Raw genomic sequence first — 19529 nt, forward strand, 5'->3', positions numbered from 1 at the left:
TGTTGACAACCCTTTCTATTAACCGAATACGCGATAATATAATTGTTTCGCTTTCGAAATATCATTTGTACCATGAATAAAAACACGACCATCCCGAAAAATAACGACGCGGTAATCATCTAGTTGGCAAGATAGTAAATACGGATTCCGATCTACTTTCCCTAGTTTATTTAATACTTTTTCTATATCGTCAAAATCGTACTTTCTATTTTCTACTGGCCTAATTTGCACTGTATTTCTTCCGCATAAAGCAGCTACCTTCGTTTGATTTTCGTATGATAAATAAGGATAAGTTCGATTTAAGCCGCACGAAGGGCACTCGCCTGTTTTGATTTTCCCTAGTTTTATAAAATGGTTTTGATTATTCCATATATCAAACATGAAAAATGTTTTTCTAATTGCTGCGAAATCTCCTACTAAAATTTTAAATGCTTCCGCCACTTGATATGCTGCGACGATTTGAACAGCCGGGCTAATAATTCCAGCTGTATCACATGTCATACCTGTAACTGGAACGTTCTTCAGCACACAATGTAAACACGGTGTCTCTTGCGGAATAACCGTATAACTCATACCGTATGATCCAACGCAAGAACCGTATACCCATGGAATCTTATGTTTTTGTGATAAATCATTTATTACAAATCGAATATCGAAATTATCTGTTGCATCAATTATTACATCTACATTTTTTAATAGGTCTTCCATGTTTTCTGCAACTGCATCCATTACGAAAGCATGTATTTGTACTTCCGAATTAATTTGTTCTAGCCGATTTTTCGCAGCAATTGCTTTCGGTATTTTCTCTCTAGCATCTTGTTCAGAGTACAATTGTTGCCTTTGTAAATTACTCCATTCAACGTAATCACGATCAATAATCGTCAACTTGCCAATACCTGCACGCACGAAACTTTCGGCACTTGCACTTCCTAATGCTCCTGCTCCTACAATTAACACATGTTTATTTCGAATTTTTTCTTGCCCTCTACTCCCAATTGGTTTGAACAACTGTTGTCGTGAATACCGCTCAGCCATTACATACCCTTCCTCTCACGAACTCTATTTCATATTAGAATGTTGTTTTTGATAACAAGCAAAGTAAGCAAATCCAACAAATCCAGCTCCTCCAATTACATTTCCGATAAAGACAGGAACAAAATTTCTAGCAAGATCCATCCACGTCAGATGACCTGCAAAAATAACTGCCGAGATGACAAACATATTTGCTACTACTTGCTGAAATCCAATCACTACAAATGCCATAATGGGAATCCAAATTCCGATTATTTTTCCGACAAAATCACTCGTCCCATAAGCGAGCCAAAGTGCAAGACAAACGAGCCAATTACATCCAATTGCTAAAATTAAAGTTCTCCCAAACGATTCATGTAACTTTCCTTCTGCAATTGCTACCGTTTTATTTAAATAATCTCCCTCTGTCAATCCGCCAAGATGACCGAAACAATACGCAACAAAAATAGCTCCCACGAAATTCATGAAAGTAATCCAAACCCAATTATTTAGTACACTTACCAATGTAATTTTCTTTGCATAAAGCGCCATAGAAAGTGACATCATATTTCCGGTAATTAATTCTCCTCCTGCTAATACGACGAGCATTAATCCAACAGGAAAAACCGCTCCTCCTAAGACATTGACTAAACTACCCCAACGCTCTGGTAAATTACCTAAAACGCGAATGTTAAGCAAAAAACCTAACGAAATAAACGCTCCTCCTAAAAAACCGAGAATAAGCATTGCTGGCAACGTCTGACTTACTTTTTGAACACCGGCCTCAATTACAAGCTCAGCAATTTGTTCCGGTTTATGAAATGCCATTACTAATTCCTCCATTTTCTCCAAATAAAAAAGCAGCTTCAAAAAACCTCCTCAAAATAAAGGTTTTTGAATGCTGCTTAATTTCTCTGCACATCTTTTACAGAGATATCAATCATCACTTTTACTATAAAATAGAAAATCTACAAACGTTGCATACTTTCCATTTTGTATATAATTCATCATAGCGTCACTCTTATATATCAACCACCAATATGTGACATTTCAATTTTAGGCGCTCTTTTTTTACTTGTATGACTTAAGCGTTCATCTGAATAACGATCTTCTCGGTTGTTCCATATATCACGTACGATATCTGTTATTTCCTCGTCAGTGTATCCAGATCGAAGTAGTTCTCTCAAATCATTTCCTTTAGAAGCGAACAAACAAGTATATAATTTCCCTTCTGCAGAAATACGGGCTCTCGTACATGAGGAACAGAAGGAATCTGTTACTGATGAAATAATACCTATCTCTTCATCACTTCCAATATAACGATAGCGAGTCGCAACTTCACCTGCATAATTCGCTTCGATTCGTTCTAATGGCATAACTTGATGAATGGCATCTACTATTTCTTGTTTCGAGACGACCTCTTTTAATTCCCAACCGTTATAATTCCCAACGTCCATATACTCAATAAAACGAAGAATATGCTTATTTTCCTTAAAGTATTGTGCCATCTGCAAAATGTCCTGTTCGTTTTTTCCCTTTTGAACGACCATGTTTATTTTAATTTTCATACCAACTTCAGCTGCAGCTTGTATTCCTTCTAGAACCCTTTGCACTTTACTTCTATTACCATTCAAATAGAAAAAACGATCTTCTTCCAAGGAATCTAAACTAACTGTCACACGTGATAAACCCGCCTTATATAAATCAGGAGCAAACTTTTTAAGTAACGATCCATTGGTTGTTAAACCTATATCTTCCACACCATCTATTTTATTAAGGCGCTCAATAAGCTGTGGAAGACCTCTTCGAAGTAACGGTTCTCCGCCTGTAATTCGTAACTTTCTTACACCTAAAGAAACAAAAACACGTGTTATCCTTTCAATCTCATCAAAAGATAAAATTTTATCATCAGACAAAAACGAATAGTCAGGACCAAATATTTCTTCTGGCATACAATAGCGACAGCGAAAATTACAGCGATCAGTAACAGAAATACGTAAATCCTTTAAAGGGCGTTGTAGTTTGTCTAATGTGACAGATTTCATATTTATTGCCTCGCTTTTACTTATTTTATATTTAAAACACGCTCTGGATGCGTATATACATTTAAGGATTGATTCCGAATAAATCCTATCGTCGTAATACCTAATTCTTCTGCCAGCTGCAAAGCCAACTCAGTTGGAGCTGATTTTGAAAGTATAATTTCACAACCAATCTTTGCAACTTTCAATAATATTTCCGAAGAAATACGACCACTAAAAACAATAATTTTATCTTTTATAGAAATATTATTCTTTAAACAATAACCGTAAATTTTATCTAACGCATTATGTCTACCGATATCCATTCGGCTTAAAATAATGCCATTCACATCACACAAAGATGCATTATGAACGCCGCCTGTATGACGAAATGTCTCTGCAGATTGCTGCATTTCTTTCATTAATCGAAAACAGTCTTCTGCAGCAACCTGTACATGTACGCCATTCATTTTTTTCGCGCTTAGTGCATCATTTGCAAAAACAAACCCTTGTCTACTCATACCGCAGCATGAAGTAATATAACGTTTATTTTGCATTTGTTCGTAATACGGATTCACTTTTTTCGTTGTGACATGTACAAATCCTTCTTTCTCTTGTACCCATATGTCATCAATATCTTCATACTTCCGAATGATTCCTTCAGATGCTAAAAAGCCTATTACCATATCTTCTATATATTCTGGAGTACTAACCATTGTAACAAACTCCTGTCCGTTCATTTTAATCGTGACTGGAAACTCTGTTACAATGCTGTCCTCTATATGCTTAAAAGCCCCTTGTTCATAACAAAAGATTTCTCTTTCTACCTGTATCGGTTTCACGATCAGTATCCTTCTCTCACGTTATATTTTTATCAAAAATGAATACTGAAACTGCAATATCTTCTTCTACTTTCATATCTGAAAATAAATTCACTAATTTCGCTCCAACAAGTTCCTCCAAATGTTCACGGGAATTCGCAGCATACACTTCTTGAATCATTTTCGTTCTAGCCAAATGAACCATTTCCGCACCGTCCATCGTACTTGAAATGAATTTTTCAGTAGGTGTTAAGTTTCCGTAAAGGGTCGCAATCGCCATATTTTCAGCAAAAACAGTATGAATTCGTTCCGGTCCTTTTCCGAAAAGTTCCTTTCGAAGTTTTCGTATCATATCATTAAATTCATGTACTTTTTTTGACATACAATTATACCTCCAACAAATCCTCATTTTACTTTATTATATATTTTACCAAAATGAGCCTTCCGCCCAAACTATTTCATACAAACATTTGGGCGAAAAGATTCACTTCATGAAGATTATTCGTCTTTTAACCCTTTACCCATACCTTTTAAGAAATGAAGCCCAAACCCGATAGCACGGTTAATGTCTGGGTCTTTCAATACTTTCATAAGATCAAATACTCCTACTTTTTTATTACTCTCTAGATGTTCATTTCCTTCTTCTAGTCCTACTAATAAACTACCTATAAGCTTTTTCGTAAGTTCCGGATCAAGTTCTGTTAAAGCACCCGCGGCACCCATCATATTATTAATTAAATTTGTAACAGGCTCACGAGTCACTTGACCAAGAACGATTTTTGCAATTGGTTCTTTCGCTTTTAGCATAGAATTTGCGGCTTCTAGCATTCCGATGTCATTTAATTCACCAACAATATTAAACATTTGATTTAAAGCTTCTTCATTATTAGCTAGAAGCTCTTTTATATCATCTAATTTTTGCTGTTTGATTTCTTCCTCAGTTAATTCTTGTTTTTGAATCATTTTTATAGGTGCAGCCATATTTTTCTCCTCCTACTTATCCGTTAAATGCACATACCCTGGACGTGCCCACTTACGATCTACCTCAATACCAGCTTGAGGATGACGTTTTTTATTACGTGGGTTCGCTTTTGGCATCGGATTTTCGCCCTCAACTTCTAGCACTTCCATACGCACTTTCGTCTGTTTATAAGCAGGTGTGTTTGTACGCGTATCAACTGCAGGACCTGTTAAGAAATTAATTGCTGTTTCATTATCTGTAGAGTTCATCGGTAAATATAATTCATTCGCTTTTACACGATCTGTTACAAGTGCGCGTAATTTTAATGCTCCAAAAGGAGAGACAAGACGAACTAATGAACCTGTTTTCACTCCACGTTCTTTTGCAAGCGCTGGAGAAATTTCAACGAAAACACCAGGTACTTTCGTTTGAATACCTGTTGATTTATTTGTCATATTCCCTTCATGGAAATGCTCAAGCATACGACCGTTATTAATGTGAAGATCGAACTCCGCTGGGAATTCAGCTGGACGTACCCAATCAGCGATCGCAAAACGAGCTCTTTTATCTGGGAAGTTAAATCCATCTTGGAAAAGTAATGGTGTATTCGTTCCATCAAAACTTCCCCAATGGAAACTATTCCATCCTTCAAGTACTTCATAGTTTGCTTGTGAAAATAATGGTGATAAACTTGCCATTTCAGCAAAAATTTCACTTGGATGGCTATAATTCCAGTTTGCACCTAATTTATTCGCAATCTCCTGCACAATCCACCAGTCTGGCTTCGCATCTCCAAGCGTAGGAAGAACTTGATACAATCTTTGTACACGGCGCTCTGTATTTGTGAAAGTACCTTCTTTCTCAAGAGACGGTGCTGCTGGTAATACAACATCTGCATATTGAGCAGTTTTAGATAAGAAAACATCTTGCACAACGAAGAAATCAAGGCTTGATAACACTTCATGTACATGATTCGCATTAGAGTCTACAAGAGCCATATCCTCTCCAACAAGATACATAGCTTTCATTTTTCCTTCATCAATTGCATGAAGCATTTCAATATTATTCAGACCTGGTTCACTATTAATTTTCACTCCGTAAGCCATTTCAAATTTCGCACGCTCCATATCGTTAGTCACGTGCTGATATCCAGGAAGCCATCCTGGTAAAGTACCCATATCACAAGCACCTTGTACGTTATTATGACCTCGAAGTGGATATGCACCAGCACCTGGACGACGATAATTACCTGTTGCAAGAAGTAAGTTTGAAATCGCAGCGGAAGTATCAGAACCACCCGTATTTTGCGTTACGCCCATACCCCAAAGGATACATGTACCATCTGCATCACGAATCATTTCAGCCATTTGAATAAGTGTTTCTTTTGAAATACCAGTCATTTCTTCTGCATATTCAAGTGTATATTCTGTCAGACTCTCTTTGAAATCTTCAAAGAAGTTTACATTCTCATCAATAAATCGTTGATCGTGCCAGCCTTGATCCATCATATATTTCGTAACAGCCATTAACCACACTTGATCTGTTCCTTGTTTTGGACTAATAAAGACGTCTGAACGCTCTGCCATTTCTGTTTTACGAAGATCAGCGACAATTAATTTTTGTCCGTGTAATTTATGCGCACGTTTAATACGTGTAGCTAAAACAGGATGACCTTCTGTCGGATTACAACCTACAATAATAACAAGACCGGATTTTGCGATATCTTTAATCGTTCCAGCATCTCCGCCCATACCAATTGTACGGAATAATCCGTCTGTCGCTGGCGATTGGCAATAACGTGAGCAGTTATCAATATTATTCGTTTCAAATACTTGTCGAGCTAATTTTTGAATAACATAATTGTCTTCATTCGTAATTTTTGATGAAGAAATAAAACCGATAGCATCTTTACCGTATTCTTCTTTAATAGATCCTAATTTACTTGCAACTACATGTAGTGCTTCTTCCCATGTAGATTCAACAAACGTTCCATTTTTACGAATTAAAGGTTTTGTAATTCTTTCTTTAGAATTTACGAAATCCCAACCGAATTTTCCTTTTACACAAGTAGAAATTGCGTTAACTGGCGCATCAGAAGAAGGCTGTACTTTAAGAATTTTACGCCCTTTCGTCCACACTTCAAATGAACAACCTACACCACAAAATGTACATACTGTTTTCGTTTTCTTCGTACGAGTATCACGCATAGCCGCTTCCACTTCTGATACCGCAAAAATGCCACTATATCCAGGTTCAACTTCTTTAATTAAATCTACCATCGGTTCGAGAATATCTGGTTTTAATCCCGTCATAAATCCAGCTTCACCGAGCATCGTTTTCTCCATTAAAGCATTACAAGGACAAATAGTTACACATTGGCCACAGCTCACGCATGAAGAATCGTTAATATTTACTCCTTCATCCCAAATAACTCGTGGGCGTTCCGCTCCCCAGTCTATCGATAACGTTTCATTTACTTGTAAGTTTTGACATACCTCAACACATTGACCGCATGCAATACATTGATTAGGATCGTAGCGATAAAACGGATGCGTCATATCAACTTCACTTACATCTACTTTCGGTTCATAAGGATATTTTTGATGTTCGATCTCCATTAATTCTGCTGTATTATGCAGTTTACAGTTCCCATTGTTGTTATCACATACAGTACAGTATAATAAATGATTTTCTAGTAACCGATCCATCGCCTCTGTTTGTGATTCTTTTGCACGAGTAGAATTACGTTCAATGTTCATACCTTCCATCGCCACTGTCGAACAAGAGCGCATTAACTTTCCGTCAACCTCTACAATACAAGTGTCACATGTTTGAATAGGATCTACTTCTGGCACGTAACAAATTTGCGGATGTTCAATCCCGTTCTCATTAATAACACCCAATATCGTTGAACCAGGCTCCGCTGTATACTTCTTTCCGTCAATTGTAATATGAACCATGTTGTTATTCATGGTCTTTCCCCCTTTTTGAGAATAAAAAAAACTCCACCACGAAAATATACGCACCACATTTCGGCACGTTATTATCATGGTGGAGTAGTCTATTAGCACATCTTGCTAAAATACCAATCCATTTATTCATAAATAAAACGATAGATTCATAACAGGTCATATCACGATTCCATCTTTAACACTATAATTATAGCGTTAAAGATAAAAATATACAATATTAAATTTAAACTACGCATATGTCCGCATAGAACTATCCATAATAACCCATATAATATATGACAAGGAGTAAGCGAACAAATGGGGTCTTTTAATAAATGGATACGTGGTGAAAAATCTTTTTCTGCACAAGAGCAAGCTGATCACCAATTAAAAAAATCTATTTCTTCTTCTCTTTCCCTTAATCTAAAGCACTTATCCAAACTGTTTAGCGGTATTCCAGAATTAATTACACGCACTTTTCCGTTAAAAAACGGAAAAGAAGCTGCACTTATATATATGGAAGGACTTGTAGATAAAACTGTTATTAACATTGATATTCTTCACCCACTCCTATTTAAAGAGTGGAATGAGGACGATTTTTGGGAATCCTCCGTTACAATCGGGAATATAAAGAAAGTTCAGCAGTGGGCAGACATTGAACAGTCCCTTTTACATGGAAAAAGCATTTTATTCATAAATGGACAACTTACAGCTTTAGAACTAGATACGCAATCTGCGCCAAAAAGAAGTATTGAAGAACCGACTACAGAAACTTCCATAAAAAGCTCACACGAAGGATTTAATGAGGTAGCGAGCGACAGTCTTGCACTTATTCGTCGATATATTCCAAATCGCGAATTGAAAGTGAAGGAATTCACTGTTGGTGAACGAGCTACTTCAAAGGTTTTTTTGCTATATCTAGCAGACATTACAAACGAAGATGTCGTACAAGAAATGGCATGCCGCATCGAATCAATCAAAGTAGATGCCATTCTTACTACTGGAGAATTAGAAGGGTTTGTTGAAGATAATTCCTATACTCTCTTTCCGCAATTATCTATCACTGAGCGCCCTGACACAACGGCCCATCACATTTTGAACGGGCGAATTGCTGTTGTTGTCGATCGCTCACCAGGCGTATTAATTGGACCTATGACCTTTTCATCTTTTTTTCAAACAATAGATGATTACAGCTTTAGACCAATCATTCCATCTTTCATACGTTTACTTCGTTTCACTGGATTATTTATTGCAATATTTGCACCAGCTCTTTATATTGCTATGATTTCCTTCCATTATGAAGTGATTCCACTTAAATTATTGTTAACAATTGGAGAATCTCGGGCAAAAATCCCTTTCCCTCCTATATTAGAAGCACTTTTGATGGAATTAGTACTTGAAATGCTACGCGAAGCTGCAGTTCGACTTCCCGGTCCCGTCGGACAAACAATTGGCGTCGTAGGAGGGATTGTCATTGGACAAGCCGCGGTTCAAGCAGGAATAGTAAGTAATGTTATGGTTATCGTCGTATCTATTACTGCAGTCGCTTCTTTTATCATCCCCAATCTGGAAATGTCAGCAGGAGTTCGGATTCTGCGCTTTCCAATGATGATAAGCGCATCTTTATTTGGGGTCATTGGAATTATGGTTGGGATGTCCGTTATCATCATCCATATTCTTTCTATGGAATCACTTGGTGTTCCTTACGGTAGTCCTTTTTCTCCGGCATTTGCTTCGGATTTAAAAGACATTCTTGTACGTTTACCATGGAAACTAATGAAGAAACGACCACTATCACTTAACTTAAAACAAGAAAATCGACAACCGGATATAGAAGAAAAGGAGGAAAATAAGTGACAGTGCGTGCAAAGAGAGAGATTAGTTTATTTCAATATATTTTAACGATTAGTGGTGTTCAAGTAGGATTTGGTGTACTTACACTGCCACGTGAAGTTGCACAAGGGGCGAATACAGATGGATGGATGTCTATTATTATAGGATGCGTTATCACTACTTTAGTCAGTCTATGTATTGTGAAAATCATGGAAAAACATCCCGGTTATCATTTACTTGATGTGCTAACTCGTTATCTTGGGAAGTGGCTAGGAAGAGTAGGAATGATTTTTTGGATCTTATATGCTGTTCTTGCAGCTGTTTCCTTAATCTTCTCCCTTTTGTACGTTATTCACATTTGGATTTTACCTAGATCTCCAATGTTTTTAATTATGATGTTACTGTCAATTCCAATGCTTATGCTCGCATGTAAAGGTGTTCTTATTATTAGCCGTTATGCTGTTTTTACTGTCTTCTTTACACTTTGGATGCCATTATTATTATTTATCCCACTTAAAGACGGGCATTGGGTTTATCTACTTCCTCTCCTGAAAGAGGGATGGATACCCGTTTTCAACACAGTAAAATCAACTATTATTGCGTTTCTCGGATTTGAGTTTGCATTTGTTCTTTATCCTTATCTCAGTAATAAATCATCTGCCAAAAAAGGGATTGTTCTTGCGAATTTGATTACGCTATTTGTTTATCTTCAAGTCACGTTCGTCTCTTTTGTTTATTTTAGTCCGGATGGTATAACAAAATTTTTATGGCCCACGCTTTCTCTTGTTACTCCATTTCACTTTTCATTTCTTGAACGGTTTGAAATTATCTTTTTGTCATTTTATCTCTTCATTATTTTTGATTCTTGCATTCCCTATATTTTCACTGCTTCAGATGGAATCAATCAATTACTTAACAAAAAAAGGAGTTCCTTGCCTGTTTGGTTTTTATTATTCGGGTGTGTTTTCGTTTTATTCTTTTATATCCCATCCTCGTATCAAATAAGTGCATTGCGAGAGTTTTGGGGAACTGCAAGTTATTTTATCGTTTTTCTATTCCCAGTCGTATTTCTCTTATACATGACACTTTATCAGCATTGGAAAAGGAGAAAAATTTAAATGAGACGCTTTATTTTCACTATATTTTGCTTTCTCATAACCTTTTTAACAGGATGTGGAGGAGATCGGCTCGACTTAGAAAAACAATCCATTTCATTAATTTATGGGTTTGACGCAAAAGCAAAAGGAAAATTAATTGTGTACCACGTAAACCCTATTTTTAATGAAGATGTAGAGAAAAAATACGAAACTCATGAAGCGACAGTACATACTCCTCGAGAAGCAAAAGCAACATTTAATAGTTCAAGTAGCGGTTTAGTATCTACAGAAAAGTTACAGCTCATTTTATTTAGCACGAAGTTTTTAAAACAAGAAGGCGCTATGCCTTACCTTGATGTTTGGTATCGTGACCCTAAAAATACCGGAAATATGCGCATGGTTGCAGTTGACGGTCCAATTTCTTCCGTTATATATAATAATTTCAAAGATAAGCCTGCACTTCCTGAATATTTAACAGATTTAATTAATACGAACAAACTATACAATCGAACCGCGTTTACGACATTCCATGAATTTCATAGGCAAACTTTTAATAAAGGTATAACACCTGCTATCTCAGAAATAAAAAAAGGTAAAAAAGATATTCTCGTTACCGGCTCTGCATTATTAACTTCTCGCGGGATCTATAAAATGTCTTTAAACCGATATGAAAGTGCCCTTCTTCTTCTATTACAAAAGAAAGCGAATATACCCGTTTCACTTACACTGAAAATCCCTTCTCATTCAGTTGAAAGTAATAGTCATCTAAAAGATACAGACGGCGACGATTTCGTAACAATAAATGTTCTTAGCATGAATCGTGACATTCACACAGGCTATAACGATAACCACTTCAAATTTAATATTGCAATGAATTTTAAAGTTTCCGTATCTGAACTTACATTCAACATGGATATAGACAAAGATAGAAAGAAATTAACTTCTCTTATTACAAAACAACTAAACAAAGATTTAAATGATTTAATCCACAACATTCAAAAACAGCAACTTGATCCGTTTGGATTTGGTGATTATGCGAGAGGATTTCAATATAAAGAATGGAAAACTGTCGAAGATGATTGGTCACGTGCCTTTTCAAAAGCTAATGTGAAAGTTACTCCTACTATTAAAATTTTAGAAAACGGGATTATTAAATAACAAAAACACGCTACCTGTTCTTATAAGTAGCGTGTTTTCATTTACATTACAATTATTATTTCAATGGACTATACTCTATTTCCATTTCTAACGTTACTGTGTTTTTTAGCATATACAAAATATATAACTACACCTATTATTACCCATGCTACAAAACTAATTAAAGTAAGCTGAGAGAGGTTCAAAGCTAAATATATACAACTTATTATTGAAACGATTGGTAAAAAAGGGACTAACGGCGCACGGAATGGCCTTTTCATATTAGGATGTGTTTTTCTTAATACAATAACAGCTATAGATACAAAAACAAATGCTGTTATCGTTCCCATATTCACTAAATTAGCTAATAAATTCAAATCCACTAATCCTGCTAATAAAGCTGCAATAATACCTGTAACCCACGTATTAAAAAATGGAGTTTGTAAACGTTTATGTACACTTGAAAGTCTTTTTGGTAACAACCCATCTCGACTCATCGAGTAAGATACACGAACAAATGCAAACATAGCTACTAACAGAACTGTTGTTAGCCCCGCTATCGCTCCCACCGATAACAATCCAGCAATTCTATCTTCTCCCACAATACGCAATGCATATGCAACTGGATCAGCGACATTCAACTCCGTAAACGGAACCATTCCAGTTAATACGAGTGAAACACCTACGTATAGAATGGTACAAATGAACAATGAAACAAGTAGACCAATTGGCACATTACGTTGTGGACGCTTCACTTCCTCTGCAGCTGTTGCAACTGCATCAAATCCTAAAAAAGCAAAAAATACAGTAGCAGCGCCTCCTACTACACCATGAAAACCAAAAGGTAGAAATGGTTGCCAATTCTCTGGTTTTACATATTGTGTCCCTACAACAATAAACCCTACAATAACAGCCAGTTTAATAATAACCATTATATTATTTATTCGTGCACTTTCTTTTGCACCACGACTTAATAAAAATGTAACAACTAAAATAATAAGAACTGCTGGTAAATCAATAATTCCACCCTTTCCCATACCAGGTGCCGAAGCAAAGATTGTAGGGATGTGAATATTAAACCCTAGTAACAATGACTGAAAATACGCTGACCATCCTGCAGCTACTGCAGAAGTCGCTAATAAGTACTCCAACATAACGCACCAACCGACTATAAATGCAAAAATCTCACCTAGTGTCATATATGTATATGAATATACACTTCCCGAAACTGGAACTGTAGAAGCAAATTCAGCATAACAGAAAGCTACACACGCACATACAATCGCTGCTAATATAAACGATAATACAATGGCTGGTCCAGCATGTTTCGCTGCCACAATACCTGTTAATACGAAGATCCCTGTACCAATAATTGCTCCAATCCCTAAAAGAGTTAAGTCAATTGCACCTAAAGTTTGATTCAATACTTTTTTCTTTTCTTCATCCATTGTTTTCTTTATTAAAAGACTCATTCATTGAAACCTCTTTTTCAAGTTTATCTCTTACTTATTACAATCTTTATTACTGTTCTGTTTAGAAAATAAATATATACATGATTCACTCCCCATAAACTTAATAATTCAATAAAAAAACTGAAAAATCAATCTTTTTAAACTGTATTAAATTTTAAAACAATTAATTCAGCAACACACTACTAAGAATGCTGATTGAATTTATCATACAATTAATTATATTGTCAACAATATAATTAATTGTATGATAACGGTTAATTATGTATCAAATGTTATTTTTAAACATAATTATTTTCTTGAAAACATTGTTATTTCTCATCTTCATATTTATATGCATTTTTTTATACATTTTTCATTATATAAAATTCAAGAAACATCATCATACCCTTACTGAATTATTATTTTTAAATAACAATTCAGTTAAGGGTATAGAACCATTTTAAAGCAAATAAAAAGTGCAGATTTTCATCTGCACTTTTTTTATTCTTCCACTTCAACTTCTGTACTATTATTTTCAAGATGTTCCTTCTGAGCCTCTTCTTGTAGCTCAGCTGAAATCATTCCATAATAAATTTCTGGATACAATCCAAATATTTGATATACACTTCCTAAAAACGGCATCGGAATCCCTCTTTTCTAAAGTTGTATTGCCACTTTTAAGGATTCCCTTTTCATTCATTAAACATTCGTTTTTGGCGTTTCCTCTTCATCATGAACACTTAATAAATTTTGCCACTTTTTATAAGGAGCACTATTTGGATCTACATAACCTTTCGCATACGAACGATCCCACAATTGTTTAATAAACATTTCTTTCTCTTTCTTTGCAACCATATCAGCACCTGTACCGTAATAGTTTTGGAAATACAACTCAATTTCATCAAGGAATAGCCTTAATAATTCATCAGAAGTTTCTTCTAGCGTTGGATCATATTTTGCTTCACGGTCATACATTAAAATCATATCTAAAATATTATGGACATGCTCTTTACGAAGCCATCTAATATCTTGAGCACCTAATACAAACGGATGTGTATATAAATGTCCGCCCTGTATCATCGCTTTTTCTTGTTCTTCTTCAAATCTAGACAAAATGTTTTCATAAATAAACGGATTATGAAGCAACGCCCTGTGTAATTTGTAACTTTCACTTGAAATATTTTTTCCCATCGACTGAATTAAGAAGCTACGCCCAACGCCGTTATATTGATACACGAACTGACCATCAACAGCAACTAAACTAATCCAGCGATACATATACGCGTATAGAAGAGCTCGATTACATTTATCGTAATCTAACTTCGTTTGCGTTGCATTTAAGTCTGGCATGAATGCTGGTAAGTGCCAATACTTATCTAAATGCGGCGTTAGACTAGATTTTTTACTATTCAACTTGTTCACACGGCGATAGTATGACTGAAAATAATCGCCTTTATCATTCATAAATCCATTTGCAATGTGTCCAGACGAAAGCTTAGGGAAGTCTTGCAACGATAAACCGTAATGTGCACGATAACAAATGACTTCAAATGGCGAAAAAGCTTCATGTACTGTATCTTTTTCTTTAAACATTTCTTGAATTAATTCCTCTTGTAGTTCTTTCTTTAAAGATGGATGTATACCCCAATATTGTAATTCTCTATGATGAGAAACTTTCGGCACGAATGGACTTGCTAAATGGAACAAGTCTTCAATTTTTTCACGAACGTACTCATCACGATCACGTTTCTTATAATCCGCTTCTTTTCTTAGTGCTTCAACGATATTCAGCTCTAATTTATCGCGATAGCGTATTTGTAATTCATCGTAGCAATAACTTAGTATGTGCTCACGATAAAAGTCTTCTACCTTTTTCGATTGAATCTCTTCAGTTTTCGCATCCCGGCAATATTCCCCGTATAAACTCATATAAATTTCTGCAGATATATCTTTCGGTAATACACCTAAATTTAAATGTTGCTGCATATCTTGCCATATCTTTTCTTGTAACTTCTCTTCAGCTAATACGTATACATTCGTTGGGTTTGTTTTCCCTTCAAATTCCTTGCTTCGTTTTTGAATTTCGAACAATAAATTTTCACGTGTTTCGTGTAAATTATCAAAAAACCTTTCCCAATATTGAATCATTTTATTAACCGCTTGATATAGTGATTGATAAACGAGTTCTAATAGCATTTCTTTACGATACTCGTTTAATTTGTGTACGTACTGCGTTACAATATCTTCAAATTCTTTTTTAAACAAACGCTGCTGATTATTCATCATTTTTCCAAACCAGCCTTGTTGCTGCGCGATTTCTACTCGTCGAACAGCTGTTACAGTCCCATCAATATTACTTACATTAAATTTCTTATCGTAGTTTTGAATTAAATTGCGCTTTTGTTCATTATTTTCATGTAGTCGATTCATTTTCTCTACTAACTGCTTTCGAATTTCATACAACATAAAACGAGCTGATACTGGATGAACAGGATCTGTTTTCTTTAAAAACCATGTATTTAATTGATATGACTGTCCCTCAGAACCACTTGGTGAAAAACGGTCTGATTCAATCATGTCATATAAAAGTGTCGTTACATGTTCATGTACACGGCTTGGAATCGCATACGCATATAAACGAACCGCATGATCCACCCTTGCTACTTCACCCTTCATTTGTTCCATCATTTTCAGCTTCGCAGCCGAAATTTTACACTCATGCTGCAGACGGTTTAATTCCTCATCTTTTTGCACCGTACGCTGTACATAGCTTTCTACAGCCTCTAAAAACAGTTTAGATTTCGCAACACCAATCTTACCGCCTTCTGCTCCTTCACGCGTTTCATTGTACATTTGTCTATAGAAAATATGAGCCTGCTCTGGACGAGTAGCAAGATGTTCTAAGTCTTCTAAATAACTTTTCCCACGCTCTGGCTTTTCACGTTGCATCCCACGTTTTACATCTTGATCGTATCTTTGTTTCTTCTCTTGAAACAGTTGATCTAAATGAAGCCAAGATTCATCTAAACCTTGCACAGCCCATTTTAAAGCACAATATTTTAACACGTGCTCATATGGATAAATAATCTTTGCCGTTCCTGCCCCGCAATATCGTCCTTTCCCGCTCGATTCTGCTAATTGCTGAATTTGATTATCTTCCTGTGCAAAATGATTTGCAGACATCGGACTAAATAACTGTAAATAAATCGTATTTGCCATTTGCTCCATATAATCCGATAAATTGTGGAGATGATGTCCATGTAGGTTTTCATAATCGTATAAGAAGCAATAATTGTACGGTAAATGATGTTGTTTAATCGTATGATTCGTTCTTCCGTCTTCATCTACTTGATCAGGACGATACTCTAGTTCAATCGTGACGCCACCGCGTTTGGATAGTTCTCCGGTAGAGCCGAGTGTAATTGCATGTAATTCTTTTAACGAGGCATAGCCATTTGCTTGCACCGTTTCAAACTCTTTCGCACTAACCGTTCTCGTCTTAACTAACACATCTGGCATTAGAAACGCACCGCGTATTAAAATGTTGTGATGCTGCAGTTTTTTTCGAAGCATTTCACGTAAATATAATGCAATTTGTAGAAACATCCCTGAACCTGTTCCGCCCGCTAGTGATGTTACGATAATGACACGCACTCCATATTCCGTTTGATCGCTTGTAACCGGAAAAATCTTCTCAATTTCTTGCCAAAAGGACGTCAATTTATCTTCTTTCATCGCAGCACGTAACGCTAAACGGGAAATAACGCGTAACTGTCCTGCCCCTTCTGTCAGTGGTTTATCAAGTATAGTCGGGTCCATCGGAAACCACTCTGGAATCGTTGGATCTCCCGCAATATACTCTCTTGGCGTTTTACTCGAACTTGTTTGCGTCTTAAACTTTCGAATATGATCAAATTTACTCAATGTATTCACATCTGTATCAAATACGTGCATTGCTACCTTTTTCCGGCGCTCCTCAGGTAGCCTTTCATATATTTGATGTGTTACAGTACTACCGATTCCACCTAAACCAATTAATATCGTTGGAACTTGTAACGTCATGTGAACCACCTTCCTATTCTTGCTTGTTTGAAATGAGGAGGAAAAGCTAAGACTCCCTTATTTTCCCTACCTACTATTCACACTCATATTTGTAAATTTCTTTACCATACCCTCTATCAATTACTAAAAGTTCATTTGGATATAGCGTCTTATGTTCCATTCCAACCTCATCCTCTGTTATAAACATCCCATCAATAATCATTCCTACTACTTGTGACTCTTTCGCTACAAATATCGATTTCGATCCTTTCTTTGCTATAAACGTAACGGATTGCACAGTCTTTCTTTCTGCTCTAAACGGAATGCCAAAATAGTGCTTCCACCATTTATTTTTAAGTAACTCTGGTTCAGATTGATATAACCAATCTTTCGCTACCTCTTGATCCCATTCGTAATACAATAGTGCTTTCCTGTGAAATCTTGGACGGACAATCCATCCTAAAACGATTATTCCTACTACTAACAGTAATAAAGTGATAGGAATAACAAACTTAAAAATAAGCGCATATTTTTCATAAAATGGTGCATTTTGAATATGAAGTGATATATTTTTCTTTACTTCTTGTAATTTTGAATCTTGCACTACGATGGTAGCTTCTACGGTGCCGGTATCTGTGAAATTGAATGTGTCGGAGTAATGAGGTCGAGGATAAATATAAATTTGATTACCATGTTGTTTTATTTCATAGTTGATTGATTGTTTAGATGTGACACCAGTAGATTTTAATAGTTTCTTTACAGCCTCCTCGGTCATCGGCTTACCATCTAACTGTGGTTGTATAATAAACGGTTTACTATTCTCTAAATTTGTTACTTTTTCTTCATAATCTTTCGTTATCGTTTGCAGTGATAATTTTGGTTTTTCCGTTACTTCGATTTTAAATTCTTTCGTCTGTCTGTAAAATCCCTTTATGTTCATATGAACTTTCCCGCGCACTAATCCTTTATCAATCTTCATTTCATAGTAAAATACATGTTTTTTATCGTCCCACTTCATCGGGTACTGTTTTCCGTCTATTTCTACTTCTGCCTGAAAATATGAAGACTGAATTGGTAATTCAGTCGGCTTCGCTTCAATAACCGCGGTAACACCTTCATACATTTTCCCCACATTTTTTTGACTACGATCATCTTTGTCATAAGTAGAAACTGTATAGTTAAGCGCTGGTTCAACTAGTACTTGTAGTCCTTCTTTCTCAATATCTCGATCCACCTCTATCGTATAAGTTCCTGGTTTAATAACTTCCTGATTTTCCGTACTGATATGAACTATATTTCCGAATAATTTTGCTTCTCCTGGTGCATGTATGGAAAAGGAAGATTGTAATTGTAACGGTTCAGAAATTTGTGTGACCTGATAATTAGACAAAGAAGGCGATTGTCGTACAAGTGTCATACGCTTTAATGGAAATGGTGTTGTAATCTCTACTTTCTTCCCTACTACTTTCGTTTTTACAATCGATTCAACAGAAGAGAACGGATCACGATTTGCAACTAATGCTGCCACTTGATTGACGCTTTTTACAATACCATCCTCTCCACTAGATGGCATCGTAACTCCATTTATCTCTTTCTTCCATATCTCTTTAAACGTATTTAGTTGTGCCTTTTCTTGCTGCCCTAAATCCTCTTCCATCGTAATTAAAATTGGATGTAACGATATCTTTTTTGCATCCATTTCTTTCTTAAATTGTGCTAACTTCTGTGTAATTTGTTCTTTTCCGCCAACCTTATCTTTCTCTAAATCATTAAATGCCCCGTCAGTTAAGACAATAAGCCAAAATTCACGTTTTCCATCTATATCTGCTTCCTTTTTTATAGATTGCATCGCCGTTTCTACTGCGCTAAACGGAGTATTTAAATACGTTTTCCATGCCCCAATTCCCTCAATTTCTGTTTGTCTCTTATCCTTCGTTAACGAAATGTTTAATGGATCATTCGGCTTGCTCATTGGAACATACGAAAATTTATCTTTTTCATCTAATAGCGCAACTAAACTTTGCAAAGCGTAATTGGCATATTTCCAGCGATCGTTATTTCTCATGCTGCCCGAATCATCATATACAAGTGAAACGACCCTTTCCTTTGCCTCCTCTCCTTTTGCAAAAGTCCAAAACGGATGTAACCATATAAATAGAAACAACATGAATGTGGCACAAATTCGAATTTTCATGATGAGGCTTC

General features: G+C 35.9%; 14 protein-coding genes. 3 read left to right on the forward strand and 11 right to left on the reverse strand.

Annotation, left to right across the window (positions count from 1 at the left end; translation table 11 throughout):
- Positions 1-18 precede the first annotated feature (18 nt).
- The 7 genes from ACXVYO_RS07905 to fdhF all read right to left on the reverse strand — a co-directional run bounded on the left by ACXVYO_RS07905 (position 19) and on the right by fdhF (position 7786).
- Positions 19-1035: a molybdopterin-synthase adenylyltransferase MoeB gene (locus ACXVYO_RS07905; protein WP_458466580.1), complete on the reverse strand. Its 1017-nt coding sequence runs from the start codon at positions 1033-1035 to the stop codon at positions 19-21.
- 24 nt (positions 1036-1059) lie between these two features.
- Positions 1060-1839, reverse strand: coding sequence for a formate/nitrite transporter family protein (locus tag ACXVYO_RS07910; protein WP_033656377.1), 780 nt, complete (start codon positions 1837-1839; stop codon positions 1060-1062).
- Between the two features lie 200 nt (positions 1840-2039).
- A complete protein-coding gene (gene moaA, locus ACXVYO_RS07915; RefSeq protein WP_458466582.1) occupies positions 2040-3056 on the reverse strand; it encodes a GTP 3',8-cyclase MoaA in 1017 nt (338 codons plus the stop codon).
- Between the two features lie 20 nt (positions 3057-3076).
- The gene (gene fdhD, locus ACXVYO_RS07920; protein WP_458466583.1) at positions 3077-3874 is read right to left on the reverse strand and encodes a formate dehydrogenase accessory sulfurtransferase FdhD; all 798 of its coding nucleotides are present in this window, start codon (positions 3872-3874) and stop codon (positions 3077-3079) included.
- Positions 3875-3890: 16 nt separating this feature from the next.
- Positions 3891-4235 (reverse strand): DUF2294 domain-containing protein, encoded by a 345-nt coding sequence (locus ACXVYO_RS07925; protein WP_458466584.1) that lies wholly within the window; start codon positions 4233-4235, stop codon positions 3891-3893.
- Between the two features lie 116 nt (positions 4236-4351).
- A complete protein-coding gene (locus ACXVYO_RS07930) occupies positions 4352-4834 on the reverse strand; it encodes a DUF1641 domain-containing protein (RefSeq protein WP_458466585.1) in 483 nt (160 codons plus the stop codon).
- A gap of 12 nt (positions 4835-4846) precedes the next feature.
- Positions 4847-7786, reverse strand: coding sequence for a formate dehydrogenase subunit alpha (gene fdhF, locus ACXVYO_RS07935; protein ID WP_458466586.1), 2940 nt, complete (start codon positions 7784-7786; stop codon positions 4847-4849).
- A gap of 297 nt (positions 7787-8083) precedes the next feature.
- On the opposite strand from fdhF, the gene ACXVYO_RS07940 reads away from it, so the two are divergent.
- From ACXVYO_RS07940 to ACXVYO_RS07950, 3 genes are read left to right on the forward strand one after another with little or no spacing between them, the layout of a single operon-like run.
- The gene (locus ACXVYO_RS07940; protein ID WP_458466587.1) at positions 8084-9622 is read left to right on the forward strand and encodes a spore germination protein; all 1539 of its coding nucleotides are present in this window, start codon (positions 8084-8086) and stop codon (positions 9620-9622) included.
- The gene (locus ACXVYO_RS07945) at positions 9619-10716 is read left to right on the forward strand and encodes an endospore germination permease (RefSeq protein WP_458466588.1); all 1098 of its coding nucleotides are present in this window, start codon (positions 9619-9621) and stop codon (positions 10714-10716) included. Before ACXVYO_RS07940 ends, ACXVYO_RS07945 begins: the two co-directional genes overlap by 4 nt.
- Positions 10717-11853 (forward strand): Ger(x)C family spore germination protein, encoded by a 1137-nt coding sequence (locus ACXVYO_RS07950; protein WP_458466589.1) that lies wholly within the window; start codon positions 10717-10719, stop codon positions 11851-11853.
- A 68-nt stretch (positions 11854-11921) separates the two neighbouring features.
- On the opposite strand, the gene ACXVYO_RS07955 is transcribed toward ACXVYO_RS07950, so the two are convergent.
- The 4 genes from ACXVYO_RS07955 to ACXVYO_RS07970 all read right to left on the reverse strand — a co-directional run bounded on the left by ACXVYO_RS07955 (position 11922) and on the right by ACXVYO_RS07970 (position 19518).
- The gene (locus ACXVYO_RS07955; protein WP_458466590.1) at positions 11922-13304 is read right to left on the reverse strand and encodes an amino acid permease; all 1383 of its coding nucleotides are present in this window, start codon (positions 13302-13304) and stop codon (positions 11922-11924) included.
- Positions 13305-13784: 480 nt separating this feature from the next.
- Positions 13785-13925, reverse strand: a complete 141-nt coding sequence (locus ACXVYO_RS07960; RefSeq protein WP_458466591.1) for a phosphonate ABC transporter permease — start codon at positions 13923-13925, stop codon at positions 13785-13787.
- A gap of 57 nt (positions 13926-13982) precedes the next feature.
- Positions 13983-17345: a tubulin-like doman-containing protein gene (locus ACXVYO_RS07965; RefSeq protein WP_458466592.1), complete on the reverse strand. Its 3363-nt coding sequence runs from the start codon at positions 17343-17345 to the stop codon at positions 13983-13985.
- Between the two features lie 73 nt (positions 17346-17418).
- Positions 17419-19518 carry a vWA domain-containing protein gene (locus tag ACXVYO_RS07970; RefSeq protein WP_458466593.1) on the reverse strand — a complete coding sequence of 700 codons (2100 nt, stop codon included), beginning with the start codon at positions 19516-19518 and terminating at the stop codon, positions 17419-17421.
- Positions 19519-19529 lie beyond the last annotated feature (11 nt).

The organism is Bacillus sp. BC08 (assembly GCF_054326875.1).